Source organism: Bradyrhizobium sp. LCT2, from assembly GCF_009931255.1.
In the GTDB taxonomy this organism is placed as follows: domain Bacteria; phylum Pseudomonadota; class Alphaproteobacteria; order Rhizobiales; family Xanthobacteraceae; genus Bradyrhizobium; species Bradyrhizobium diazoefficiens.
Map to the genome: position 1 here is coordinate 8,934,143 of NZ_CP034432.1, position 25,914 is coordinate 8,960,056.

Genomic DNA, 25,914 nt, shown 5'->3' on the forward strand with positions numbered 1-25,914 from the left:
CCCCAGGTTATCCAACCTCCCTTTATCCCGGTTGACCTCTGCGCTCTAAAGTTGCAGCATGTTCACTTATTGTTCCCTGGCGATATAAGTCTCTTAAAGTCCCTCTATTTGCAGCGCCATTCCATGAGAGTTGATGCACGTGAGCTCTTCCGACATGTCACCGCCGAGAAGTCAGAACTTTATCGGAAAATCATGGATGCATTCGCTGCGGCTAAGCGACAGTTCCGCCTCCATCTGAGACCAGACGAAGTTCTTGCCGATGCGCAGTGGGATACCGCACCTCCGAAGATCGAAGATCTTCAAGGTGCTTTGGCGCAGCTAACTGAATGGGGCAATCTCGAGTCGCAGCCCGACACAGCTCGTGTTGCTAGTATCAGTGACTTCTACCGTGCCCGTTTTTTGTATCGTCTTACTGAGGGTGGAGAGGCCGTCGAGTCAGCCCTTACTGTATTCAGCCAAGCACTAAGGCGGCGAGCCGAGCTGCAGAGCGTTGCGCTCGAAGACATTGCAAAGCAGCTACAGGTTCTGCGTAACCTCTCGCAAGATTCCATCTTCGACGATGCAAAAATTCATGAGACCCTGCGTGATTTGGTTCGAGTGTTCGAAGGTCTCGCCGAAAACGCCCAGGCATTCATGGCGAGCATCGGACGCAGCATCGAGCTTCAGCATTCGGATACAACTGCAATTATCGCCTATAAGAAGAGGCTGATCGACTATCTCGATCGATTCATCGGCGACCTTGTCAGCCGCTCGGGCGGCATCGCACAGCATCTTATCGCGCTTGATCCAGTCATTCGTGAGCTTTTGCGGCAAGCGTCGCAACGCGAAGCCCGAGATGCGGCTCCCGGGCAAGACAACGAACAACAGGATGCGCTAGCTCGGTCGCTTGATGCTTGGACGGAGCGATGGAAGGGTTTGCGAGGCTGGTTCGTTAGCCCAGGAAATGATCCGCCGCAGGGCGAGGTGCTAAGATCCAGGGCGCGATCGGCCATTCCGCATCTGCTCGCGGTTATCGCTGCATTGAACGAACGCCGCAGCGGCCGCAGCGATCGATCCGCAGACTTTCGCGTCCTTGCCCATTGGTTTGCAGATTGTGGCAGCGAGGACGGGGCACATCGGCTTGCCCGCGCTGCATTCGCACTCAATCCGGCACGGCACTTCCTAATTGGCGCGGAAATCGCTGACCTGCCAGCTACGACGCCTTGGAATGATGCTCCGCCCGTACGTATTCACCCGCGCTTACGCGAATATGGTGAGATGGCCCCACGTGGTCCGCTACCGCGCGTGCAGGACCGTCAGGCCGAGCGAGAACGGTTACAAGCGCAGCTAACCGAAGAAGATCTTGAAATCCAAGAGGCTCGTGCACGTCTTGCGAGCGGGGAGCCCATGCGCCTGTCTGAGTTCGGCGAGCTCGATCGTCACGGGTTTCAGCTTTTCCTCAACCTTCTGGGTGAAACGCTTCCTGCGCAGACGCACCCCGACGAGACTGTCGAACGACAAACCGGCGATGGCCTGTTGCGGGTACGCCTAGAGCCGCTCGACGCAGACTCGACTGCTGAGATCGCAACCGAAACAGGGTTGTTCACCGGTCGCGACCACGTTCTCACCGTGACTTCGATGGAGGTGAGACATGAATAGCGCGAGCGAACAGCAGGACGGTCAACCACGGCGTGGCGACGGCGGACGCTCGGACGGCAGGGCGGCCCGCGCCGAGAGTCAAAACATCGGGCTGCACCAAGCGCGCTATGTACGAGAGGAGGTTTCAACCGCACTCCGCGCACTCTTGATGACGCCTTTAATGACCTCGGCGCATCCAGATTTTGCGGCTGTGCGTCGCCACTCTGAAACTCTCAGAGAGTGGTTCGCACGCGAGACCGGTTGGATCCTCAATGTCGAACGTGATTGCGCTCGTCTCTTCAAGCGTCCTGCCGATCTCCTCGATCCCACCCGTGGCTTCCCGGATTACGATAAGCGCCGCTATATCCTGTTCTGCCTTGCGTGTGCCGTACTTGAGCGCGCTGATCCGCAGATCACGCTACGAGTGCTTGGCGATCGATTGCTAGCGTTCGCTGCAGAGCCTTCCTTGAATGACGTTGGCTTCAGCTTCACTCTGCAGACACACCATGAACGACGCGAGCTCGTGGCCGTGTGCCGCCACCTCTTGGACATTGGTGTTCTTGTTCGCGTCGCGGGTGAGGAAGAGGGCTTTGTGCATCACGTTTCCGAGACTCCCGAACACCTGCACGATGCGCTTTATGACATCCAGCGTCGCGTGCTGGCCGGGATTCTTGCAGCGGTGCGCGGTCCTTCGACGTGGGCCGCGGAAGAAGCGCCGCAAGATATAGAGCAGCGCTTGCAGGCCCTTACCAATGAACATATGCCGGATAGCGACGAAGGCCGTAGGACCGCCACACGGCGTGATCTGTCGCGTCGTCTCCTTGATGATCCGGTCGTTTACACCGATTCACTCGATGCAAATACGCGCGCGTATTTCTTAAATCAGCGCGGCGCGATGGGCGCCCGGCTCTCGGAAGCTGCTGGTCTCATTGCCGAGCAGCGCGCGGAAGGTTTGGCACTTGCTGACGAAACGGGAGCACTGACCGATCTTTCAATGCCGGCAGAGGGTACCGAGGCGCACGTCACGCTCCTGGTGGCCGAGCATCTTGCTGGGAGGCTCCGCGAAGGAAATGAGCCAGAACATCAGATCTCGACTGAGGTCGACGTCCCGAATTTTATTGAGAAAGCTCGTGAACGTTATGGTCGTTACTGGCGCAAATCGGCACGTGAACCAGGCACGCAACGCGAATTAGCTCGTATCGCTTTAGAGCGGTTGCGCAAGCTTCGCCTGATCTCAATCTCGGCGAACGGTGTCCGTCCGTTACCTGCGATCAGTCGCTTCGCCGTCGGGCAGGCGGAGATCCGGGAAACCGGTACTTCGCGCAAATCTGCAGGCCAACGAAATTCCGATGCGCAATAATGGATCCAAGCCGGACTTGCCCATTCCCGCTCGCGAGCGGTGGCAGCCGCTTCGCCTCGGATTGGTCGATCTCTTTCACTACGATAGTGAGGAGTTCTGGTTTCGTGATGGTCACCTGCTGCTTCGTGGGAACAACGGGACCGGGAAGTCCAAGGTACTCTCGTTGTCGCTTCCATTTCTGTTTGACGCCCAACTGAAGTCGTCGCGAGTCGAACCGGACGGTGACGCGACGAAGAAGATGGCCTGGAATCTGCTGCTTGGGAAGCACGACCGCCGAATGGGATACACCTGGATCGAATTTGGGCGCTTGTCGGAAGACGGACAGCCACGCTACCTGACTCTGGGTAGTGGTTTGTTGGCGGTAGCGGCTCGACCCAACGTCGATAGCTGGTTCTTTGTTCTCGATGGTTCGCGCGTTGGTCAGGACGTGTGGCTGACGAGCCCGCAGCGGGTTGTGCTGACAAAGGAGAAGTTGAGAGAGACGTTAGCCGATCATGGGCAAGTCTATGACACCGCGGCGAGCTATCGCCGTGCCGTGGATGAGCATCTTTTCCAGCTGGGTAATGCCCGCTATTCCGCGCTGATGGACACACTAATTCAACTTCGGCAACCTCAGTTGTCGAAGAAACCGGATGAAGCCAATTTGTCGGCCGCGCTGACGGAAGCATTGCCTCCGCTGTCCACCGACCTTCTCACGGACGTGGCCGATGCGCTCAATCAACTGGAGGAAGATCGTCGGCAGTTGCACGACTACCAAGCGCTCGCTCGTCACGTCGGCCAATTTACGGAACGATACCGGACCTACGCCAGGACACAGACACGGCGGCAGGCACGAGGCTTGCGTAGCGCGCAAACAGGTTTCGACAATGCCAGTCGTGCGGCTAACGAGGCTCGGTCAGAGCTAGGAACGCTGCAAGCGGCAGAAGAAGAGGCGAACGGGGCTCATCGCGTCGCGGAAGAGATAGTAGCCACGAACCGAACACGCCGAGAGGTCTTATTATCTGACCCGGTGAACAAGGACGCGAATCGACTAGATTCTGCCGCAAGAGAAGCCAATGACCGCAAACGCGAGGCCGATCAGGCTGACGCCAGGTCGCAGGCATCGAAGAACCGCTTTGTCAGCGAACAAAATGCCACGTCTGAGCGGGGTGAGCGCGTAGCCAGCATAGGCCACCAAGTGCTCGAGATCAGAAAGGCCGCGTTCCCGCTCGCAGAGCTCAGTGGCATCGAGCAACACTGGAGAAGGGGATTTCTTACCGGGTCAGAGCTTGTCGAACTCGCTGCATCGAACGAACAGGCCTGCGAATCTTCAAAAGACGATCTGCGGCAGACGATTGAGCGCCGCCGTGGACAAGTTGCGCACGTGAGGAACCTTCGCGGAACCGTCGACGAAGGAGAGCGAGACCGTGACGCGAAGAATCGGTCGCATCAGGAGCGGCAGGAAGAAGCGAAGGCGGCAGAGACGCGACGCGATGCAGCGGATCTGGCCATTGAAGCTGAGGGACGTGCGCACCTTGATGCTTGGGAGACGCACTTCAGCACTCTTCAGCAATTGACGCCGCGAGATGCACAAGGATCTCTGAACTTGCTCGCAACGTGGGTTGTTACCCTGGAGGGGGAGAACCCCGCGCGCACTTCGTTGCAAGAAGCGCAGCAGGTGGCCAGCGAGCGCCTCGCTACCCGAAGGTCGGCATTAATCGCCGAGCGACGCGCAATCGAGACCGAGGAGGCGGACCTAACGACCGAGCGCGAGCGTCTTGAGAAAGGCGTGGATGCTGTACCGCCCGTTCCGCTATTCCGTGCGGCGGGGGTCCGAGTTGACCGTGCCGGCGCTCCGCTGTGGCAGCTTGTCGATTTCCACGAGCGTCTTGATGCATCTCAGCGTGCCGGGCTCGAAGCGGCGCTCGAAGCATCGGGTCTACTCGACGCACGGGTGGAGCCTGACGGAACCATGCATGCCCCGAGTGGAGACCGACGGCTCCATGATACGGAACTGATTGTACGGCCGCATCAGCCGGAAACGTTGGCACACTGGCTGCAGCCTTCGGGAGATCAGATCTCGGCGGGCGTTGTCACGAACCTGCTTCTTGGCATGAGTTGCACGGAGCTAGATAGCGGCCAGGCGGAGACCTGGCTATCGCCGACGGGATGCTTCCGAATTGGAGCACTTTCCGGCGCTTGGTCCAAACCGGTTGCAATCTACATAGGCTACGCCGCCCGAGCCGCGGCTCGAACGCGCAGGCTTGCGGCTATCTCGATCAGGCTCGACGAGCTCGCGCAAGCACGCGCTTCCCTGGAAGATCGCTTTGCGGAGCAGGCGCGCGACCAAGAGCGCGCCGCGACAGAGTGGCGCGGTGCTCCTGGAGACGACCTATTGCGAGCCTGCCATGCCGAAGCAACATCAGCTGCCCGCGAATTTATCGCGGCTTCCAGCCGGCTCGATCAAGCCGCTCAAAGACTAGCGGATTCCGTCGAACGCCTAAACAATGCGCGATCAGTCCTTCAGAAGGATGCTCAAGACCTGCATCTTCCTGAGGATCATGTCCAATTGAATGCGGTCGATACGATGCTTGCGCAGCTGACAGAAAAGGTTCTGGCGCTTGCACATACGGCCCGCGAGTTGCGTCAGGCCCAATCGGAGTTGCAGAAGCAACAGAACCGTGAACAAGACGCCAAACAAGAGGCCGACGCAAATATTGCGTACGCAGTCGAGCAGGGGCGCAAGGCTATCGAGGCGAGGATACGGTTAGAAACACTTCAAGAAACGGTGGGAACGAAAGTTGCCGAACTACAAGCCAAGCTCGAGGCCGCTCGGACCGCGCTCGAACTCAGCGAAACCGATTCAAAGGAAACGGGAAAAACTGCGCGCAGCGCAGGCGAGGAACGTGCACGTGCGGATCAAAAGGTAATCTCGGCCGACGAGCTATTGCAGGAGCGAGCCGCCGCGCGTCAAGAAGCCATCACTCGATTGCAGGGATTCGCTGCAACCGACCTTCTATCCATCGCGCTTCCGGAAATTGACCTACCTGATCCTCGAGGTGTGTGGACGATCGAACCGGCACTGACGCTCGCACGTCGGGCCGAACAAGCCCTTTCGGACGTTCCGCATGACGACGAAGCATGGAAGCGAATCCAAAGCCATCTGTCTACGGATTATACCGAACTCAGCCGCGCACTTAGCGCGCTTGGCCACCAGGCCCAAATGGACCAGACGGCCGACTATGGACTGGTCGTGACTGTCGTCTACCAAAATCGACCGGAGCGGCCTGATCGGCTTAAGGAGCGACTCGAGGGCGAGATTGCTCAGCGTCATGAGCTCCTGACGGCACGAGAACGAGAGATACTCGAAAATCACCTTCAAGCCGAGATTGCCGCCGCGATTCAAAGGCTAATGCAGGACGCTGATCGGAAGGTCGATGCCATCAACGAGGAGCTATACAAGCGACCAACATCCACCGGAGTTCGCTTCCGGTTGCAATGGCTGCCGCTGGCCGAGGGGGCCGACGGGGCGCCCGTTGGACTGGATGCCGCCCGAAAACGACTGCTGAACACGAGTACGGACCTTTGGAGTTCCGAGGATCGCAGCGTGGTCGGCGCCATGCTCCAAGATCGAATCAACATCGAACGTACGAACGCCGACGCGACTACGGGCGGCAGTCTCCTCGATCAATTGAGCAGAGCCCTCGACTATCGTCATTGGCATCAATTCACAGTCCAACGTTGGCAGGACAAGCAGTGGCGCAAGCTCTCCGGGCCAGCATCGAGTGGTGAACGAGCGCTAGGCCTGACGGTTCCGTTGTTCGCAGCGGTCGCAAGCTTTTATAGCCAGAGCGGCTCGCCGCACTCTCCGCGGCTCGTGTTACTCGACGAAGTCTTTGCAGGCATCGACGATTCTGCGCGAGCTCACTGCATGGCGTTGATTCGTGAATTCGACCTCGACTTCGTCGTAACAAGCGAACGCGAGTGGGGATGCTATGCTGAATTACCGGGCGTATCCATTTGCCACCTTCAGAGACTTGAGAATATCGACGCAGTACACGTCTCTCGTTGGACGTGGGATGGTCGTGCGAAGCAGCGTGAAGATGATCCGAATCGAAGGTTTGCGGACGCATGATTGAGGGGGACGGCCGTCTCCGACGTCTGCTCGGCGGCGATGCACTTGCATCGCTGAGAATGCGTCTTCGACAGCGCTTTGAGCGAGGTCCGGTGGATGGGAAAATAGAGCGCCTTCGCATTTCAAACCTCAACAGGGACGAGCATTCCGCGCTTGCCGGGCTCATCGGTCGGCCCGCACGTTTCTCGGGCTCCATGCAGATCGATGTACAAGTGATCGATGCGGCCCTAAGCCGAGCAGGCGTGGCAAGCTCGTTGCGCGAAGCGCTGGAGTCGATCGACGGCCCTATCATTCACGCAGAAACTGCTCAGACCGAATTGAACGCGAGATGGTCGAAGGCGATATCTTTCGCAACTCATCTGGATTTCTCGAGCTTTCTTCAAGTTCCCTCGGGCGCGGGCCTGCTCAAGCGGTTGTCAAATAGTGACCCGGACGTCGCTGCGCGGCTTTGCTCGCAGGCGGATACGGTTCTCAAGCTTCTGCCAGCCAAGGGCATGACCCGTGCACAGTTGGCCGCCGGAACGCTAGGCGACGCGCATGCGCTCGACATGGGCGAAGCCGTGGCGACCTTGGTACTCGCTGTCTGGCGCAAGAAGGGTCGCGACGAACGCACCGATGACGAGAATCGGCTGTTTGAGAGCGACGACATTCGCGGCATCGGTGAAGATCGGATTCGGGACATTTGGGCTAGAGCAGGGATTCTAGTCAACGAACTAGCGCGGCCTGCACTGTTTCTGAACCTGAACATCGACAGCAGTCAGACGCCGTCGTCCGGGGAGCCGAATTACGCCTCACTTCGCTTTCTGTTACGTTCCAATCCGCTCTGGGACGTGAGATCGCGAAATGTCTACGTTTGTGAGAACCCCAATTTGCTTGCTATCGCGGCCGACAAACTCGGCGCGAACTGTGCGCCGATGGTATGCACCGAGGGAATGCCTGCTGCCGCGCAACGCGTTATTCTGCAGCAACTGGTAACCGCCGGCGGCCGCCTCCTCTATCATGGCGACTTCGATTGGCCAGGGTTGCGCATCGGCAATCATGTGATGCGCGAATTTGGAGCCATACCGTGGCGGTTCGACGTAACGGAATATCTGGCGGCAGTAGCACGCGCCCCACGTCCCGGCTTTGCATTGACTGGCCTTGAGGTCCACGCCTCTTGGGACGAAGCTCTGACAGCAGCGATGCGAACCCATGGTCTTGCGATAGCCGAAGAAAGCCTGGCCGATGAACTGCTACAGGATTTGGCTCGATGATCGCCCGCTCCACCCTCGTCGTAGACGGGCCATTGGCGATACGCATGCAGCGGCTAGCGGCTGCACGCCAAGGAAACATCGGTCGTGAAATCCTCACCCTTCCGCTTGTTGCCGCGCGGCTGGCCGGCGGGTTTATCGCCCCCGTCACTACCGACGTTCTTTATCCTGCCATTCAAGCGGCTTTGGCCGCCGGCGGCTTCCAAGATCTTGGCAGCGTTTCGAGCCTGCCGGGCATGCCTCGAGCCGTGCTTCAGGCGCTCGACGCAGTATGGCGTGCAGATATTGACCTATCATCCCTTCCCCAGCACGTTGGGCGCTTTGCAGATCTACATCTGCTTGAGACACGCATAAGGGAGCTTCTTCCTCCCTCCAGGAGGCTGCCTCGCGATCTTCGCGGCGCCGCGATGTCAAGGGTATCGCAGTCGAAGACCTTGCTCGGGCCCGTTACGCTTGGCGGGATAGTGGAGATCGATGCCGTCTGGCGTCCCTTGCTGAATGGAATCGCCCACTTCACCGAGCTTTCCTGGGATTCACCTGTCCAAGCCGAGATTGCGTGGTTCAAGGGCACGCTTCGCCGACGCACGGCGGTTGCTCCGGCAAACTTTTTGGCTGAGGCCAGTGGCGATCCGAAATCCGAGGTCGTCGAAGCACTTCGATGGGTACGTCAGCTCTTGTCGTCGGGCCAAGCAAAGGCCGAGGAGATCGCGATAGCGGCGACGTCGACGCCGGGCTGGGACGATCACTTTCTCGCCTACGCAAACAATGCCGGACTCCCGCTCCACTTCTCGCATGGCGTTCCGGCACTCAGCACGCCTGAAGGACAGGCCTGTGCTGCCTTAGCAGACATCTTGACGAACGGCCTGAGCCAGGAACGCGTTTGGCGGCTTTTCAGACGCCTGCCGGCGCGTCCCTTCATAAGTACTCTTCCAGAAGATTGGTTCTCGTCGATACCTCGGAATGCCGGCCTGAGGACTCTGAATCAGTGGCGGGAAGCACTCATCGTGGGTCGATCGTATCGTGCGGCTGGCGACCTAGCTGAGACCGTCCTCCTTCCGGTTCTCGACCTCCTTGCACGGGGACCCAACATCGGGCTAGAGGCCGGCCGCCTGCTACTCAGCGGGGCCAGCTTGGCCATGTGGGAGGAAGCATCACGGAGCGCGCCGCCCCACGCTGTAGCGCTATCGCTGCAGGCATTGCGGGTACTTGATGGGCGAGATCCGGCCAACAGTGTTGTTTGGTGTCCCGCGTCGCACCTGGCTGCGAGCCCGCGACCATTTGTCCGTTTGCTCGGCATGACAAATCGATTGTGGCCTCGCTTTGAGAATGATGATCCTCTCATCCCCGACCATCTTCTCGACCGGCGTACATTGCATGGACTCACGACGGCAGACCGCGACCGTTTACATTTTGACGTCATCCGCAGTGCAACGCGCGAGATATTGGTGCTGTCTCGACCGGAGCGTAACGCGAAGGGCAGCGTCCTCTCCCCGAGCTCGCTGTGGCCAAAGGACGAGGCCATTCATAAGCGGGACCGCATTCCTCCACACGCATTCAGTGAAGCCGACCGACTATTGGCCCGACCTCGCGAGGCAGGGCAGCTCGAACACGTCCGCCAAAGTCAGCTTTGCTGGCGAAATTGGCAACGAGAATCAACTCTGACTCGCCACGACGGCTTGATCGCGTCCGACCATCCCGCGGTTCTGGCCGCCCTCGCCCGCACTCAATCAACGACGTCGCTTCAGCGCCTTCTGCGAGATCCGCTTGGCTTCGTCTGGCGTTACGCTCTGGGATGGCACTCCACACGCTTGGATCCCGAGCCCCTTCAGCTTGATCCAATGGCTTTTGGCGAACTCGTGCACGAGCTTATCAGTGGCGCGATCGCACGGCTTGAACCGAGCCCAGGGTTCGCTCGCGCAAACCCCGATGAGATCGAGGCCGCAATCGCTGCGGCCTCGTCGAGGATTATGGCTTCTTGGCCCCTACAACGCTCCGTACCGCCAGCTACACTTTGGCAGCATACAGTGAAAGAAGCAGCCCGGCGCACGGCCAAGGGGCTTGCATCTGACGAGCCGACGAGGGCCGACACACGAAGCTGGAGCGAGGTCCCGTTCGGCCAGGAAGCATCAATTGGCAGCGAATTGCCATGGAATGAGACGATCAAAATTCCCATTGTTCAGGCCGACCTCATCTACGGCGGTAGGATCGATCGTCTCGACATCCGCGCTTCGGGCGATGGCGCGCAGATTACCGACTACAAGAGCACCAAGCCGCCACCAAAAAGTCAGCAGATCGTACTCGGCCAGGGGCGCGAGCTTCAGCGGGTGCTCTACGCACTGACGGTCCGCACGCTTCTTCCGGAGGTCAGAACGGTTGTCGCAAGGTTGATCTACCTCGCTGATGAGCCTGCCAAGTTCGAATTGAGAGGCGACGAACTGGACAATGCGATTGTCGAGGCCACCAATTTCCTAGCGGCAGCAGTAGAGATCCTGCGGAGTGGACGGATCGCGCCACGGTGGGAGCAGGACGCGCACTACGATGATATGCGCCTTGCCCTTCCTGCGGATCGTGAAAGCTACCTCCGACGCAAAGGGGGCGACTTTCGCGCCGCCAACCGGAAGCTTGCCAAGCTGTGGAATTCGTCCAAATGACACTGGTCGATCAGGACAATCGCATTCGCGCCATGACCGACTTCACGTCGGTCATTCTTGTCGAGGCCGCCGCTGGAACGGGAAAAACCTCACTCATGGCCGGCCGCGTCGCAATGATGTTGGCGGCCGGCTTCCCGCCCGGAGACATTGCCGCCATCACCTTTACCGACTTGGCTGCGGGCCAGCTCGCTCGCCGCATCAGGGAGACCGTAGAATCCCTGCTTGCAGGCGACACACCCGATTTCGTCAAGCCCGTGCTCCCTACCGGCCTCACCGCGGCGCAGTACGCGGCACTCTCTGCGGCGGCCCCGAGGCTCGACGAACTGACAGCCACGACGATCCACTGTCATTCGGCCTGCAATATTGACCCCTAAGCCGGGGGATCGGCGTCCAAAATTGACCCCCTATAGGTTGGTCTGTTGCGCTGCCTGCTTTGGAATGAAGCAGGTGGTCGAGGATGCTGATCGTGGAGACGATTGCGCGGATTCGGCGCGAGCACTTCATCAAGGGCAAGACGATCAAGGAGATTGCCCGTGACCTGAAGGTGTCGCGGAACACGGTCCGGAAGGTGCTGAGGTCAGGAGAGACCTCCTTCGAGTACGAGCGGCAAGTGCAGCCGCGGCCAAAGCTGGGACGATGGGCAGTAGAGCTCGACGGACTGCTGGCGGCGAACGCGGCCAAACCGGCTCGTGAACAGCTGACGTTAATCCGGATCTTCGAAGAGCTGCGCAGCCGTGGCTATGACGGCGGCTACGATGCGGTGCGGCGTTACGCCAGGCGGTGGAGCAAGGAACGCGGGCAATCGACCGCGGCTGCTTATGTCCCGCTAAGCTTTGCCCCAGGCGAAGCCTACCAGTTCGACTGGAGCCACGAGGTGGTCTTGCTGAGCGGCACCACGGTGATGGTGAAGGCCGCCCATGTCCGGCTCTGTCACAGCCGCATGCTGTTCGTGCGGGCCTATCCGCGGGAGACGCAGGAGATGGTGTTCGACGCCCACGACCGGGCGTTCGCCCTGTTCAAAGGCACCTGCACCCGCGGCATCTACGACAACATGAAGACCGCCGTAGAGACGATCTTCGTCGGTAAAGGGCGTCTCTACAATCGCCGCTTCCTGCAGATGTGCAGCCACTATCTGGTCGATCCGGTCGCCTGCACGCCAGCGTCGGGCTGGGAGAAGGGGCAGGTCGAGAACCAGGTCGGGCTGGTCAGGGAACGCTTCTTCACGCCGCGGCTGCGGTTCAAAAACCTCGACGAGTTAAACGCCTGGCTGCTCGACAAATGCATCGCCTACGCCAAGGTTCATCGCCATCCGGAGCTGGTCGATCAGACGATCTGGGAAGTGTTCGAAGCCGAACGCCCCAAACTCGTTCCCTATGCCGGCCGCTTCGACGGCTTCCATGCGGTGACGGCATCGGTCTCGAAGACCTGCCTGGTGCGCTTCGACAACAACAAGTACTCGGTCGCAGCCAGCGCAGTCGGGCGACCGGTCGAGGTTCAAGCCTATGCCGATCGCATCGTGATCCGTCAGGATGGACGCATCGTTGCCGAGCACCCGCGATCCTTTGGCCGCGGCGATACCGTCTACGACCCCTGGCATTATGTGCCGGTGCTCGCCCGCAAACCCGGCGCCTTGCGCAACGGTGCTCCCTTCAAAGACTGGGTGCTGCCAGCCGCGATCGAGCGGATCCGGCGCAAGCTTGCCAGCACCGACGACGGCAATCGACAGATGGTCGACATCCTCAACGCGGTGCTGACTGACGGTCTGCCCGCGGTGGAAGCGGCCTGTGCCGAAGCGCTCAGTCACAGCGTCCATTCGGCCGATGTCGTTCTCAATATCCTGGCCCGTCAACGTGAACCCGCCCCACCGGCCAACATCATGACGCCGGCCGCACTGACGCTCCGTCATGCACCGATCGCCGATTGTGCCCGCTACGACAACCTCCGGAGGACCATCTGATGGAACGAACCCAAATCTTCGACCTCATGGGCGAACTCAAGCTCTACGGCATGAAGGCTGCCTTCGACGAGATCATGGCAACTGCCGTCAAGCGCCAGCACGAACCTCAGCGCATTGTCGGCGACCTGCTCAACGCCGAGATCAACGAGAAGCAAGCCAGGTCGATCAAATACCAGCTCACCATTGCCAAGCTTCCGCTTGCCAAGGACATCGCCGACTTCCAGTTCGACGGCACGCCGATCAATCAGACACTCGTCAATGATCTTGCTGGCGGCGGCTTCATCGCCCAACAACGCAACGTCGTGCTGGTTGGCGGCACCGGCACAGGCAAAACCCACCTGGCCATTGCCATCGCCAGAAGCTGCATCCGATCCGGTGCCCGCGGCCGCTTCTTCAACGTAGTCGACCTCGTCAATCGCCTCGAGACCGAGACCCGCAACGGACGGCAAGGACGGCTCGCCGAGCATCTGACCCGGATGGACTTCATTGTGCTGGATGAACTCGGCTATTTGCCCTTCGCCCAGTCCGGTGGCCAGCTTCTCTTCCACCTCGTCAGCCGGCTCTATGAGCGCGCCTCCGTCATCGTGACCACCAATCTCGCCTTCGGCGAATGGCCGAGCGTGTTCGGCGACGCCAAAATGACCACCGCGCTGCTCGATCGGTTGACCCATCACTGTGACATCGTCGAGACCGGCAATGACAGCTGGCGCTTCAAAAGCCGCGACGACGATCACGCCACCCGCGCTCGTCTCGTCTCCGCTATCCCGGCCAGCTCCAACGAGCCGAGCGCTACCGTCAAACCGCGGCGCACGAAGGGGTCAAAATTGGACGCCGATGAGGGGTCAAATTTACAGGCCGATTGACAGATCCACGGCTTTTGTCAGGCCGTCATCCATAGCCACGGTGTGCAGGCCGGACTCGATCCGGGCGCACGCATCGTCGATGAAACGGTGGCCGAAGCGCTTTTTCGCAGCGAGCTTTCCGCGTGGTTTTCCCGCAGGCTCGCCGAGGGCGCCATTGAGAACGACCCGATTGTCGTGCTGGCGGAAGAAATCCCACTGAAGGTCGTCGATCTCATTCGCGAACTTGCCATGCTCCGTCGGGAGCACCCGGAAGCGGCTCCGATACCTCCGCTACAGAGTGTTCGACCCGACATCGTGTTTGCTCAGGCCGTCGACGACTTTTTTCGATGGCAGACAAGCATCGACAATGACAACTGTTTGCGGGGAATTGCTCATGAGCTGCGTCGGCTCTCGGCGCGATATGTACGCGTTTTCGATAGCGCACCGGATTTCGCGACCCTATGGCGGCTGTGCGATGCCGGTCCATGTCGATTGTTCGCCAAGGGACTTCAGCTCAAGTCCTATGTTGATGCAGCGGAGCTCTTTGGCGCGCACCCCGGCGAGTCGGGCAGCGAGGCCGCGATCCGGCACTATCAGATGGCCGCTGACGCTTGGAACGAGTTGATCGGACATATCGCGAGCTTGCTCGTCTGCATTTTGTCGTCATCGCTCGATCTGCTGCTGGAAAGCTACGAGGGCCGAAAACGGGCAGCCGCGGTGCTCGACTTCGATGACCTCCTCTTGCATGTACGGTCCCTTGTCCGCCGTCACGAAGAAGTCCGTCGCGCGATTGGACGACGTTACAAGTATATACTGGTCGACGAATTTCAGGATACGGACCGCATTCAGAGCGAAATCCTCTTCTCCATTGCAGCAACTGACGACCGAGTGGAACGCTGGGAAGATCGTCGGCTGCGGCCCGGCTCTCTATTCCTGGTAGGGGATCCCAAGCAGGCAATCTATCGGTTCCGAGGCGCGGATATAGAGATCTATGAACTTTGTCGCCGGCTCATCGGCGCACAAGACGGCGGGGCCGTCATCGAAGTAACGGCCAACTTTAGATCTCAAAAGGCGATCATTCGACACGTTAATTCGTGTTTCGAGACGGTCTTCGGCAAGACCGGGCAGCCCAGATATGTCGCGCTTGCGCCGACCATCGCTGACGGCTCCTACCCCACACCGTGCGTGGCTCGGTTTACGATCCAAGTTGTGACTGAAGGACGTATCTATGCGGAGATGTTCCGCGAGGCCGAAGCCGAAAAGGTTGCGGACATCTGTTCTCGCCTAATCGGCAACGTGTTGATCCGGCGCGCAGATGACTCATTGTCTCCTCTTCAGCCCGGGGACATTGCGCTTGTATCGCCAGGGCACACCGAACTCTGGCGCTACGAACGCGCGCTGGAGCAGCGAAACCTTGCCGTATCGTCGCAAGCCGGTCAGTCGCTCATGCGTCGGCAGGAGACTCAGGATATCCTCGCACTCCTTCGTGTACTGGCGGATTCCTCCGACACCCTCGCCTTTGGTGCGCTCATGCGTGGTCCATTGGTCGGGCTGAGCGACCAGCAACTCTTGGACATCACTGCGGGGCTGCCGGAGATGAACGGGCGCCCGCACTTCTTCAGCGTAAGGACCAATCCTTCGACGATCCAACATCCCGTCGCGAAAGCCATCCTTATCAGCCTGCAAGACCTCCGGCGGCGCGCAGCCATCTCGACGCCGAGCCTGATCCTGGCTGAAGCGATTGAACGTCTGAACGTACGGGTGATTTTGGCGGCTCGCCACCGCAATCGTAACGCACGTGCGCTCGCTAACCTGGACGCCCTCATCGAGCGCGCGCGTGGCTATGGAATAGCAGGGCTACGCCCATTCGTTCGAGACCTGCAGGCGGAGTGGGAACGCAAAGTGAGGGCGCCAGAGGGACGGGTCGATGCTGCCGAGCACGCGATTGAAATTGTCACCATACACAAAGCGAAGGGTCTGGAATGGCCGGTCGTGATACCGATCAATTCAACGACTGAGCTCTATCGACCGGATCAGTTCGTGCATCGGCAGTCCGACAATACCCTCCACTGGATGGTTGGAGGCGTCGCGCCACCAGACTTGGCCGCGGCCCGCGCGGAGGAAAGTCGGGAAGACGCAAATCAGCGCGAGAGAATTTGGTACGTAGCCTGTACTCGAGCGCGAGATCTTCTAATCCTTCCGCATATCCCACAGGCTGCGAAAGACTCATGGTTCACTTCAATCGATCTCCGACACGGGGAGCTCCCAGAATTAGATGTTTCCGGCTTTCCGGAATCGTACCAGCGGCAAGCGACAGCGCACGAGAACAAGCAATCTTCTGACATTTTCGCGGCAGAGCAAGGAAGGGTGAGCGAGAGCGCACCGACCGTTGTCTGGCGCCGTCCGAGCGACCACGATCGAGATCGCCTAGCTGATCCTATCGACACAGTTGTCGTGGCTGACTCGCTTGCCGAACAGATGGAAGTGGTCGGCGGCGGAGCATTGCGCGGGATTGTCCTCCACAAGATGATGGAGGAGTTCCTGACGGGCGGGTTGGAGGCCCAGGAGAGACCAGTGGCTTCACGTGCGGACGAGTTGCTCGCCCAGTTGCTAACGGACGCAGACGAGAGGGAGATCCGCCCGGATGCGACGGAGATGGCGAGATGCGCGTTGCGAACTTTAGGCCTGCCGGAGATAGCGGAGATGCGCCCCTTTCTTCTGCCTGAAATGACGATTTGGGGTTCCGAGGACGGTGTCCTGATTGCAGGCCGAGCGGATGCGCTTGCGATCAGAGAGGGTCACGTGGAGGTGGCCATTGATTGGAAGTCGGATATCACCCCGAGTTCTACAGTACGAAACCGCTACGCCTCGCAGCTCAGCGATTATCTGAAGGCGACAGGCGCCAAGCGCGGAATGCTCGTATTTATGAGTCTTGGCGAGATAGTGTGGGTCGAGAATCCGGCCTCCTCATTGGCTCGCCGTCCCGAAGAAGACGGGATAATTCACGAAGCGAGGCCCTTATGATCACGATCAGCCGCGACTGGTGGGAACATCTCGCGCCCAAGGTCATGCACCGGCGGCGGAGTGAGATTGAGACCCTGCTCCGCCAGTGGTGCAGGACCGGATATGGCGCCCATTGGCTAAGTGTCGCCAAGCAAAAGGGAGGCGTTATTCGTGCGAAGCCGGGGGATTTCATACCGGTCGTGCACCTCGTTGCACTGGGTGATGGACCCGTCTTCATAGCGCCTCAGAACCGCGTAAAGGAGGGGCTTCGGACGGTTGGTTCTGACCAATTCAAGTCAGGGCAAATGCTGGAAGCGGGTGAACTAGCGTTAGGAACGGAGATCAGGTTTGACCTCGTGCTGGATCCAGTCCTGCTGGCAGCGGCGGATCGCCTAGAGACCTCTCCGCGCATATTTGGCGTCACGCAGCCTAGAACCTATCTCAAAATTGTCGAAACAGGATCAGCAGGCAAGCGAGCTGGACGAAGCCGAGGAAGTTTTGCGGATAGAACTCCCAGCGGACCAGCAGGCGCCGCCGCCACTGTATCCAGGCGAAGAAGCGTTCGACCAGCCAACGCCGAGTATAACGACGGAGCCTGCGGCCGTCCTGGGTGAGCGACCGCACTCGGTTTGAACGATGTGGCGCGATCATCTCGATGCCTTGTGACCGCAGTTCATCGTCGAGCCCATCGCTGTCATAGGCGCGGTCGCCGATCAGGTTCTCTGGCTTGGCCTCGATCATGTAGAAGTCGAAGCAGAGCTGTACCAAGCGCACTTCATGATGGTTCGCGGCATGCGTGCTCACTGAAAGCGGCAAACCGTGGCGATCCACAATCGCCATGATTTTTAAGCCCTTTCCGCGCCTCGTTGGGCCGATCTCTGCGCCGCCGCCTTTGGCCATCGCAAAGGTCGCGTCGATGAAACACTCCTCTTCGTCGAGCAAGCCTTTCTCGCGAAGTTCGTTGGCGATATCGGTCAGAACGCGTCGCAACACTTCATTGCGACACCAGTTCTGAAAGCGACGATGTACGGTCTTATAGTTCGGATAGCACTGCGGCAGCATGTGCCACTGCGCGCCCGTGTTCAAAATCCAAAGAGCGGCGTCGAGAACTTGACGCGTCGCAATCGGCTTCCGGCCCGGCCGGCCGTCGGCAAGGTGCTCTTCCGGAAAGTGTCTCCGGATGCGCTCCCATTGCTCGTCCGTCAGCCGAATCATCTTTCCTTTATAGCCGATCGACGCTGATCTTCAATTTTGAGATAGGTTCTAGCCAAGTGTTCTCCGCGCCAGCCCAACTGCTGATTGCACCAAAGGCGTGGCCGAAGAAGTCTTACGTTCTTTACCAGCATATATTTGGTGAGGGACCATCCTACCCGGACGATGGCTTCTTCTATGTTGGCGTTACGACGCGAAGCTGGCAGAAGCGCTGGGCAGAGCATCGTCGGGCTGTTGATGCCGGAAGCCCACTGCTGTTTCATCGCAAACTCCGCGAGGAACTGCGCGAAGGACGCGTCACCTATATCCACCATAAGATCATGGGGATTACAGACGATCTCGAGGCTCTTTACGCGACGGAGGAATGGCTCGTCAAAGGACATTGGTCTGACGCACGGCGCTTGAACATGATCCCCGGCGGGAAGTCTGGGCTGAAATATCTTCGAGAGAACGGGATGCTGGCCGAGCGCGTTGTGCCGATGCCCGACGAACGCGATCGGCTGTTAGAGGCCTGGTTACGGGATAACCCGCGTAAAGGTCTCCCGGCACCGTGGGTGTCGGATAAGTGGAAAGACAACGATTGGGCCATTGCGCAGATCTGCGGGCGGGATGACCGCCTTTCAGTTGAGCAAGTGCGCGCCATTCGTGAGCTCGCGGCTCGCTACTCAGCGGAGACCATAGCCGAGAGGATCGGAGCCAGAAGTAAGGAACAGGTTCAGCGCGTGATCGACGGTGAAACCTACACTCGTGTGGTTTGAACACACCGGCGACGGCCCGGATTGGCAGATTTGGAACTGGGGACCTGCCCTTGGGATAAGCCGCTGAAGTCACGGTTCAACGCAGTTTTTCGGGGCATCGACATCCTGTTGAGCGGAAAGATCCTGGAGGGCGGACACCTCGATCATTAGACCTAGTTCGCGTGCGACTACAGCGACGATCCGGATTTCGCCTTTGCGCACCGTATCGTCGACGCTCGAAAGTTCGTGTTCTCCCGAACTCCTCCCGAAACCAAATGGGCTGGAACCGAACTTGCGAGAGTGCCCTTGGTGGACGAAATCGTCGCGCTCAAGGCGGAGTCGGGCCGCAATCTCATCGACTTTGGCGGCGCGGGTTTTGCCTCGGCCTTGGGGCAAATGACGTCGTCGACGAACATCAATTCTACATGAACCAGGTCGCGCTGGGCGAAGGGCTTTCTATTCCCAGCGAGCTGCCCCGCGCTTCCAAAATTCGAGCTGCAGGAGGTGAGGGCTACAGGTTGTAGAGTCGTTGTCGGTGGTAAAATGCACCCTCATTCGTAGGGCAGCTCCCCGAACAGTCCGATCATGAGATCCCCGTCGTACAGAGAAAACGGAATCTCGACGTAGTGGTCGGGGTGACGAGTAAGAGCGCGCCCGTCGTTCGGGCCATTTTTGGTATGGCCGCGGATGTACTCGCCATTCTCCTTGATGTAGGGCAGCACGACCAGCCGACCGTGGTTGGTGGAGAGAATTGTGCCCTCTTTCTAGACCGTCGCCCCTTCGGCCTCGCGTGTCGAAGAGGTCTCCTTCACCTGCCAGCCAATGCCACCGTCGGCCTCGTACCAAAAGACGATACCATTCGAGACCAGGACGCGTTCGCCTCGCGCGAGCGCTTCGGCGAGGAGGCGCTGCACGCTTGCAAGCTGAAGCAGTTGATTGGCGCGGGGCAGCAGGATTTGTCTGATCCTAGCTTTCGCCTTGCCCCAATGCATGGTCGTGCTGAGACCGAAGCCATTCGCAATCTTCGCTCGCTCGGCGGTGTGCGCCGCCTTCTCACCAGCGAGATACGGCTTCGACCAGATGCCGTCGTGCCCGAGGAACAGCAGGTAGTGTGCCCAACGGTTGTTCGATCGACCGACCTTGGCGACCTTGAGATAGGGCATAGCCGCAAGCTGTTCCGCGAGATCGGCACGATAACGCTCTGCCTCTGGTGCGAGCTTCAGCGCATCGGCACTCGGCTGCTCGTCGTCAGCATGACGACGCAGGGCTTCGGCGAGCATCAGCGCCTCTTCGTCCTGAAAGCGCTGCTTTGCTTGCAGGGCTTTGTCGACCTTCAGTTGCAGGGATCGCTTGGCGACCGGGTCCATCGCACGATTAGAGAGCGCCGCTTGTAGAACGGGATTGAGCGCGCTGGCCGCCGCAATGGCGGCGTCTCGATCAGGATAGTGGTCGGCAAAAACCGCGTCATTGTCGCCCGGCACCAGGCGCTCGCGCCAGATTGGAGCGAGTTCACCTTTGTCGACAAGCTCCTGCATGAACCAACGTTCGTGCAGCGGGCGGTAATGGGGCCAGACCGCGAGGATGGTATCGGATGCGCGCTTCAGCTCGGACCATTTCATGCCGCTTTATCCTGACGGGTCCGCACGTCGGCGATCCATTTTTCCAGGACATCGATCTCGCCCTCGATAAGCGCGGGGGCTGGCAAGCGCGGATTGATCTCACCGGGCTGACTATGGAGGAGTGCCGAACAGCGCCCAAAGGCCTCCCGCATCACGGTACAATCAGCGTCGGTAAGCACCGTCAGTTTGATGAGCCCCGTCGTGTCGACCTTGCGCGACAAGCGGCGGATCACCGGCCCCACCACTTCCTCGACGGCGCGTTCCCATGTGGTGCGAAGTTGATCCTGGAAGGACGTCACCTCGCGAAGCCACTTCGCCTGATCGCCGCGCTCGTGATGGATTTTCACGTTCGCAAGATGCGCCTTCATCCCCTCGATCACTTTGTCGAGCGGCATGACGCTGGCCGGCGGCTCCTGGTGACAATAGCCGGCGTTGTCGACGCCGCGGCTGATCAGCCGATAGGCCACCGGTGTCGCCTCCCGCTCTTTGGTCGCCCGGCAGGCTTCATCAAGAAGGAGCAGGAAGGCCATATCGTGGGTGAAGACGATCACCTGCCGGGTCTGCCCGGCCTCGGCCAGTCGGGCGGCAACCTTGTCCCGGTGTAGATGGTCGAGTGAGGAGACGGGGTCGTCGAACACGATCGCCGACTGGGCGTCGATGGTCGAAAGCTCCGCCATGAAAGCGGCGAGCGCCACGCAGCGATGCTCGCCTTCGCTCAGGACTTTACCAACCGGCTCACTCGGCCTGTTGATGAGCCGGACCTGGAAGAAGGGAACGCCCGCGCTGGTTTTCGCCTGCTGAAGCTCGATGGCAAGACCGGCGACGCCGAGCTTGTTTACCTCGATGGCGAACTGGCCACGCAAGCGGTTGGTGACGAGCGCCTGCGCGATACGGGCGCTCTGGGTCGTGATCTTGTTCGTCGCCGTGTCCTTGTTGGCCTTCTCGATCGCCTCGATCGCCTTGAGGCGTTCGATCTGGGCCAGCACATCGGCTTTCACCACACCGAGCCATTTGCGGTCGGTGAGGCCATCACGCTCCGCGATGAGCGCTGCCCGCTGTGGAGAATTGGCCTCCGCCTGGAGGCCGGCAATGCGGGCGGCTATATCATCGAGCACCGTGCGCAAAGGGACGACGGAAGGGACTGCTGCAGGCGGAAGGACCGGCATCGCCGCCAAGTGGTGAGTTCTGAGATGCGCGCGCAGCCGCCAGGCCAGTTGCAGGATTTCACGGCGAAGAGTGGCCGCCAGTTTTTCCTCGCCGAGGTCATCCCGCATCAGGGCGACGATTGCCAGCAGGCCCGTCATCAAGATGGCTTTCGACGAGACTTCCTCGCACTTCTCACTGTAGGCGTCAGCGGCTTCCTGCTCACGGCGCTTGCTCTCGTCCTGAACAAAGGTCTCAAAACTGCGGAGCCGCTGCGCGGCCTCCTCGCTGAGCGGCTGTTGGCAGAGGACGCAATGGGCGCCGCCTTCCGTTACCGGAAACGGCCGATCCGGGTAGGCAGATGCGCGCGAATAATCGCGGGCGGCCTCCCACAAGACCTTCCAAACGTCAGAACCGATGTCGGGCAGCGGTTCATCGGCGAAGAGATTTGCGGATGCGGCTGCTGCGGCGGAGCGCGCGTTCGACAAATGCGTGTGGGCTTCGCTGAGCTCTGTCCACGTTTCATCCGTGGCGACCGCAGCCAGGTGCTCAAGCTGGCTGACAATAGTCTTGATGCGGCTTTCCTGGCCCTGGAGCTGACGAACGGTCCGGGTCGGATCACTTGAGAGATCTGTTGTGAGCGTCTGGAGGCGTGCTTCCTCGTCGGGCGATAGGCCGGCGAGGTTCTCGATGTCTTCCGGTTTGGTCTTGCCCGACAGCCCGGTGATCAGCTTGCCGACTGCAGTGTCCTGCTTGCATTCGGGTGTGGAGAGGACAGCCGGCGTCTGTCCCTGGAGCGCCTTAATCTCCGCAGCCAGCTTGGCCTTTACGTCCTGACAGGCCTGCGCGAGGCCGGCGAGAATGCGGAGCGGAAGTGGAGTGTAGGCGAGATCGTTGGTGTTCTCGACATGGACGTTGGCGGTTCGGGAATCGAACACGCTCACGGCGGAAAGCATTGGGTCCGGCGCGCTGCCCTGGGTCCACGACGCGCTTCGCTTCTGTGCGCCGATAAAGAAGTCGATGCAGGCGGCGGGAGTGCCGGGGCTGGCCGCGTAGATGTTAGGCAGGATCGCATCGCCTTTCGGCGAACGCGCGCGGCAAAGCTGCTTGAGAACGCGAGCATATCCGGACTTACCTGCGCCATTGTCACCATAGATGACCGTGAGGCCGGCTTTGCCAAAGGATAGCCGCTCGCCGGGCGCGAGGGCGTTGACGTGCGAGAGGCCATGAAGGGCGCCAAGGCTGACGACGGCATGGCTGGCCGACGGGTCGCGGACGTGGCTGGCGTCGAGGGGCACTCCCTGTTCGGCGGCCTTGCAGATGGCGACAAGCGTTATGATATCGGCGCTTTCCAGCAGGGGCTGACTACATAGCCTCCGCAGCGCATCGCGCTGCCAAGCCGGCAAATCCGCCGACCATTTGAGAATGTCGGCAAGAGCTGCTGCTTCGTTCGAAAGATCCTCGTCCTGTCCGTCCATGGTTTCCCCCGACCTTTACCTGCTGCCACAGGCCCCGTTTCTATGTTCCCGCAATCACCATCTCAGGTCCCTCTGATGATGCGGCGTTCCTGGCCGAGCGGCACGATCCAGCCCCCCGCACGATCAGACCGTGCAAAGTCATCCGGCTGCGCGGTCTCGGTCAGCCGGACGCGCACTGCGTCGGGCTCGGCGTCGATGGCGGCGCGGATGAGATCCCGGTCTATCCCAACGAAGATCGGCCGGAGATTGAGGCGGGCGAGCGCTTCCTGATCGGCACCGGAAATATCGGCATCGTTTACAGGTCCGGCGCGTGTGACGATTCCACCGACAAGCCCGCTGATCGCGCTCGCCTTTTCAACATCGCCCACCGGGGCGGCGTCGAGCAGCGATCGTGCCGTCTGGACGTCAGCCTGGAGCCGGTTGGCGAAGGGCTGATGGGTCATGCGCTTCAGGGCATCCGACAGTTCGACATGACCAAGTGGCCGAATCAGATTGGCGATGTGGAGGCGGAGCAGCCCAATGAAGAGTGCGTCCTTCTCCTCTGGCTTGATGGGCTCGCCCTCGTCCACGGGGTCTTTGACCGAGAGATGGGCATTGGCCGGGCCTGAGACGGCCATGCCCCAACGTGTTGCGACGGCGATGCGCTTCACGGTGACCTTGCGGCCTCGGGCCGTCACATCAATTCGCGCGGCCTGCTTCCAGGCGCGGGCCAATGCCGCTGCCGGACCTCCTGCATCATGGCAGCCCTTGGCCTCCGCGACGGTCAGGGAGGCCAAGTCGGAGGCACAAGCGACCCAGTCGGGCAGATCACCTCGGGACAAGCGCTTGATCTTCACCTTTCGGCGCCCGTCGAGATCGATGACGCGGCTGCCGAGATGCGCGAAAATCGACAGGCTGAAGTACCGCTCAAGGTAGGCGCGCGCGATGAAGCGCCCGAACAGACCAGATAGGGCCACCTTCACCTCGCGGGCCTGACCAAGTGGCTCCTTGAAAATGAAGGGCGTTCCAGAGCCGGTTGGGGTGAGCAGCGCATCCAGAATGGACCATGCGCCATAGGCAGCGCCCGGCGTTTGCAGCACTTCCCGGATACCGGCGTCCTCGATGGCTGCGACATCAAGGTCGACGGTGGGACCAGTGACGGGATTGGCGGTCGGCGGGTCGAAGCTGTGAAGAAAGGTTCTCGTCATAAGGCGAGCGCTCGGTTCAGGTCGTCGTGCTCGAATGCGCTGGCCATGCGGGTGATCTCGGCCCCGCGGGCGCCCACCGCCTTCGCGGTGTGGCGCCAAGTCGCGGTGATGGTGGCGACTTCCTTGATAATCGCGCGAGCCTGTACCAGCGTCAGCGCGAAGAACTCGGAAGCAGCCTCCAGCAGATCGAGCGAACAGGTACCCTCGTCGAGATCGATGTTGGTTGTCAGAACCCGCGCCTTGAGATCCGTCGGGACAGGATTGAGATCGTAGGCCGGAGAGAGCGACCATCCTGCCTTTCCGAGCCAAAGGAAACCGTGGTTGCGCAGATGATCGTCGACATTGGAGATCAGCACATTGAAGACGACGCGCCGATAAAGAGCATGGGCGTCGGTCTTGCTCTGCGCGCCATATTCAGCGAGGGCATCGACGATTTCGGGATAGCTGCCGCGTTCGCCGTCCCTGATGCCCATCATCGCCATGGCTGACAAGAACGGAATGCGGATTGCGCCACGCCGATCGAAGCGCCGCGACAGCATGACCCTCTTACCGGCGACGTCGATCAATTCGTGTCTGGGGGTGACGATGCCAGCTTGGCCCGCGAGGCGCAGAGCGATCTCCTCCCATGTCTCCATGCTGTAGTCGTCAGTTTCCTTGGGGAACTTGGCGATGGAGAGTTGCCCGTGTTGGTCGATCACCGACGCCTTGGGCCGCGCCCCGCCCAAGGAGGAGCCAGGAGCGAAGATGAGTTGCATATCTTCGTCGGTTTCCTCGTCGCGAAGGATACGTTCGGTGATCTGAAGCAGGCGGCCAAGCTCGACCAGGGCAGGCACGCCCGTGCGAATCGGCGCCTGGAAGGTATCATCGCCAGCCCAGCGAAAGCGCAGCGCGCCCAATCGGGTCTCGTCGGCGACGCCGAGGAGATAATCGCTCTCCGCGAGGGTACGGACCGCACGGCCTTCGCGTTCGGCGAGGCGGCGCGCGGCACGCTGCATGAGGCGACGGCCCCAGGTGTCAGGAGCCGAATCGCCAATGGAACCGAAAGTTGCAAGGCCGGCGGGCGGCGCGAAGGCGCCGCGGCCGAGAGCAAGGGCGGGTTCAAGCGAGAAGGCGTCGGGGTCTTCCAGCCACGCGCCGTCATATTCGAAGAGAATCGTCTCGGCGCCGCGAACGCGACTGCTTCGCGCCAGCCCGATCTGGCGCGCGCGACCTTCGAGATCGATATGGACCTCGAAATCAGCCATTACGGGGCGGTCCAGCCGGCCGTTTGAGATGGACGCGCTTGGGCAGCTCGGCACTGGCGAGGGCCCGCCCGACGCTATCGTTGCTGATGTCGGCAATCTGGCTCAGGCCGTCGAGGAGACCGAGCGCTTGGAGGACACCGGCATAGATGCCGATGCTGACGTTGGTGTCGCCGGCTTCGACTCTCTGGAGGGTGGAGCGGGACGTGAAGGCGCGTTCCGCCACGACCGCCATGGGCAGCCGTCGGCGGCGGCGGGCGTCATGGATGTCCGCGCCCAGCTTGCGCAGGGCGCGCCGCACAGCGGCGGGAGGATTGTGAGGAGTCGGCATTTGCTACCTTCGCACTACAAAATTTGGCTATATGTAGCACGAAGCTAACAGTTTTGCCAGTCCCTTCGGGTTGCCCGCGCTACGCTGGAATAGCGCCACCCAATGGAGACAGCCAGCGAGGCCTCGTCGGACTCGGGCAGCTGGCTACCCGAGACCCTCCTTGCGAACAAAA

Annotated in this window: 17 protein-coding genes and 1 pseudogene; 11 read left to right on the forward strand and 7 right to left on the reverse strand. The window is 60.4% G+C overall.

Translation table 11 applies throughout. The features are described 5' to 3' along the window. Positions 1-123: 123 nt before the first annotated feature. From EI171_RS42190 to EI171_RS42230, 9 genes and pseudogenes are all read left to right on the forward strand, one after another. Entirely contained in the window at positions 124-1,638 is a 1,515-nt protein-coding gene (locus tag EI171_RS42190; protein ID WP_161536672.1) for a TIGR02677 family protein, read from the forward strand. Further along, positions 1,631-2,977, forward strand: a complete 1,347-nt coding sequence (locus tag EI171_RS42195) for a TIGR02678 family protein (RefSeq protein WP_161536673.1) — start codon at positions 1,631-1,633, stop codon at positions 2,975-2,977. Before EI171_RS42190 ends, EI171_RS42195 begins: the two co-directional genes overlap by 8 nt. Next, positions 2,967-7,091: a TIGR02680 family protein gene (locus EI171_RS42200; protein ID WP_161536674.1), complete on the forward strand. Its 4,125-nt coding sequence runs from the start codon at positions 2,967-2,969 to the stop codon at positions 7,089-7,091. The genes EI171_RS42195 and EI171_RS42200 overlap by 11 nt, the downstream gene beginning before the upstream one ends. Continuing rightward, entirely contained in the window at positions 7,088-8,344 is a 1,257-nt protein-coding gene (locus tag EI171_RS42205; protein WP_161536675.1) for a TIGR02679 family protein, read from the forward strand. Before EI171_RS42200 ends, EI171_RS42205 begins: the two co-directional genes overlap by 4 nt. Further along, positions 8,341-10,992: a PD-(D/E)XK nuclease family protein gene (locus EI171_RS42210; protein WP_161536676.1), complete on the forward strand. Its 2,652-nt coding sequence runs from the start codon at positions 8,341-8,343 to the stop codon at positions 10,990-10,992. Before EI171_RS42205 ends, EI171_RS42210 begins: the two co-directional genes overlap by 4 nt. Continuing rightward, positions 10,989-11,366: a UvrD-helicase domain-containing protein gene (locus tag EI171_RS42215; protein ID WP_161536677.1), complete on the forward strand. Its 378-nt coding sequence runs from the start codon at positions 10,989-10,991 to the stop codon at positions 11,364-11,366. The genes EI171_RS42210 and EI171_RS42215 overlap by 4 nt, the downstream gene beginning before the upstream one ends. A gap of 83 nt (positions 11,367-11,449) precedes the next feature. Further along, positions 11,450-12,940, forward strand: a pseudogene (gene istA, locus EI171_RS42220) (IS21 family transposase); the annotation flags it as partial. A gap of 8 nt (positions 12,941-12,948) precedes the next feature. After that, positions 12,949-13,812: an IS21-like element helper ATPase IstB gene (gene istB / locus EI171_RS42225; RefSeq protein WP_039183785.1), complete on the forward strand. Its 864-nt coding sequence runs from the start codon at positions 12,949-12,951 to the stop codon at positions 13,810-13,812. Between the two features lie 42 nt (positions 13,813-13,854). Next, entirely contained in the window at positions 13,855-16,815 is a 2,961-nt protein-coding gene (locus EI171_RS42230) for an exodeoxyribonuclease V subunit beta (protein ID WP_161536678.1), read from the forward strand. Between the two features lie 420 nt (positions 16,816-17,235). Here the strand turns inward: EI171_RS42230 and EI171_RS42235 are convergent, their stop codons facing one another. Beyond that, entirely contained in the window at positions 17,236-18,009 is a 774-nt protein-coding gene (locus EI171_RS42235; RefSeq protein WP_161536679.1) for an IS5 family transposase, read from the reverse strand. Between the two features lie 56 nt (positions 18,010-18,065). Between EI171_RS42235 and EI171_RS42240 the strand changes: the two genes are divergently transcribed. Together EI171_RS42240 and EI171_RS46515 are read left to right on the forward strand one after the other, a co-directional pair. Beyond that, positions 18,066-18,764 carry a hypothetical protein gene (locus EI171_RS42240; RefSeq protein WP_202633074.1) on the forward strand — a complete coding sequence of 233 codons (699 nt, stop codon included), beginning with the start codon at positions 18,066-18,068 and terminating at the stop codon, positions 18,762-18,764. 285 nt (positions 18,765-19,049) lie between these two features. After that, on the forward strand, positions 19,050-19,172 hold the full coding sequence (locus tag EI171_RS46515) for a hypothetical protein (RefSeq protein ID WP_256380409.1): 123 nt from the start codon (positions 19,050-19,052) through the stop codon (positions 19,170-19,172). Positions 19,173-19,294: 122 nt separating this feature from the next. On the opposite strand, the gene EI171_RS46305 is transcribed toward EI171_RS46515, so the two are convergent. The 6 genes from EI171_RS46305 to EI171_RS42265 form a co-directional block, all read right to left on the reverse strand. Next, positions 19,295-19,465 carry a hypothetical protein gene (locus EI171_RS46305; RefSeq protein WP_246740404.1) on the reverse strand — a complete coding sequence of 57 codons (171 nt, stop codon included), beginning with the start codon at positions 19,463-19,465 and terminating at the stop codon, positions 19,295-19,297. A gap of 42 nt (positions 19,466-19,507) precedes the next feature. Continuing rightward, a complete protein-coding gene (locus EI171_RS42245) occupies positions 19,508-20,362 on the reverse strand; it encodes a hypothetical protein (RefSeq protein ID WP_246740405.1) in 855 nt (284 codons plus the stop codon). Next, complete coding sequence (locus EI171_RS42250) at positions 20,359-22,983, reverse strand: AAA family ATPase (RefSeq protein ID WP_161536680.1); 2,625 nt, start codon at positions 22,981-22,983, stop codon at positions 20,359-20,361. The genes EI171_RS42245 and EI171_RS42250 overlap by 4 nt, the downstream gene beginning before the upstream one ends. A 62-nt stretch (positions 22,984-23,045) precedes the next feature. Next, positions 23,046-24,170, reverse strand: coding sequence for a hypothetical protein (locus tag EI171_RS42255; RefSeq protein WP_202633075.1), 1,125 nt, complete (start codon positions 24,168-24,170; stop codon positions 23,046-23,048). After that, positions 24,167-25,414, reverse strand: coding sequence for a type II toxin-antitoxin system HipA family toxin (locus tag EI171_RS42260; RefSeq protein ID WP_161536681.1), 1,248 nt, complete (start codon positions 25,412-25,414; stop codon positions 24,167-24,169). Before EI171_RS42260 ends, EI171_RS42255 begins: the two co-directional genes overlap by 4 nt. Then, positions 25,407-25,742, reverse strand: coding sequence for a helix-turn-helix domain-containing protein (locus tag EI171_RS42265; protein ID WP_104462250.1), 336 nt, complete (start codon positions 25,740-25,742; stop codon positions 25,407-25,409). Before EI171_RS42265 ends, EI171_RS42260 begins: the two co-directional genes overlap by 8 nt. Positions 25,743-25,914: the final 172 nt, after the last annotated feature.

Coding starts and splice junctions, on each gene's coding strand:
- istB (WP_039183785.1), top strand. CDS start 12,949: ATGGAACGAACCCAAATCTTCGACCTCATGGGCGAACTCAAGCTCTAC.
- EI171_RS42190 (WP_161536672.1), top strand. CDS start 124: ATGAGAGTTGATGCACGTGAGCTCTTCCGACATGTCACCGCCGAGAAG.
- EI171_RS42215 (WP_161536677.1), top strand. CDS start 10,989: ATGACACTGGTCGATCAGGACAATCGCATTCGCGCCATGACCGACTTC.
- EI171_RS42210 (WP_161536676.1), top strand. CDS start 8,341: ATGATCGCCCGCTCCACCCTCGTCGTAGACGGGCCATTGGCGATACGC.
- EI171_RS42205 (WP_161536675.1), top strand. CDS start 7,088: ATGATTGAGGGGGACGGCCGTCTCCGACGTCTGCTCGGCGGCGATGCA.
- EI171_RS42255 (WP_202633075.1), bottom strand. CDS start 24,170: ATGACGAGAACCTTTCTTCACAGCTTCGACCCGCCGACCGCCAATCCC.
- EI171_RS42250 (WP_161536680.1), bottom strand. CDS start 22,983: ATGGACGGACAGGACGAGGATCTTTCGAACGAAGCAGCAGCTCTTGCC.
- EI171_RS42200 (WP_161536674.1), top strand. CDS start 2,967: ATGCGCAATAATGGATCCAAGCCGGACTTGCCCATTCCCGCTCGCGAG.
- EI171_RS42265 (WP_104462250.1), bottom strand. CDS start 25,742: ATGCCGACTCCTCACAATCCTCCCGCCGCTGTGCGGCGCGCCCTGCGC.
- EI171_RS42245 (WP_246740405.1), bottom strand. CDS start 20,362: ATGAAATGGTCCGAGCTGAAGCGCGCATCCGATACCATCCTCGCGGTC.
- EI171_RS42260 (WP_161536681.1), bottom strand. CDS start 25,414: ATGGCTGATTTCGAGGTCCATATCGATCTCGAAGGTCGCGCGCGCCAG.
- EI171_RS42235 (WP_161536679.1), bottom strand. CDS start 18,009: ATGATTCGGCTGACGGACGAGCAATGGGAGCGCATCCGGAGACACTTT.
- EI171_RS42195 (WP_161536673.1), top strand. CDS start 1,631: ATGAATAGCGCGAGCGAACAGCAGGACGGTCAACCACGGCGTGGCGAC.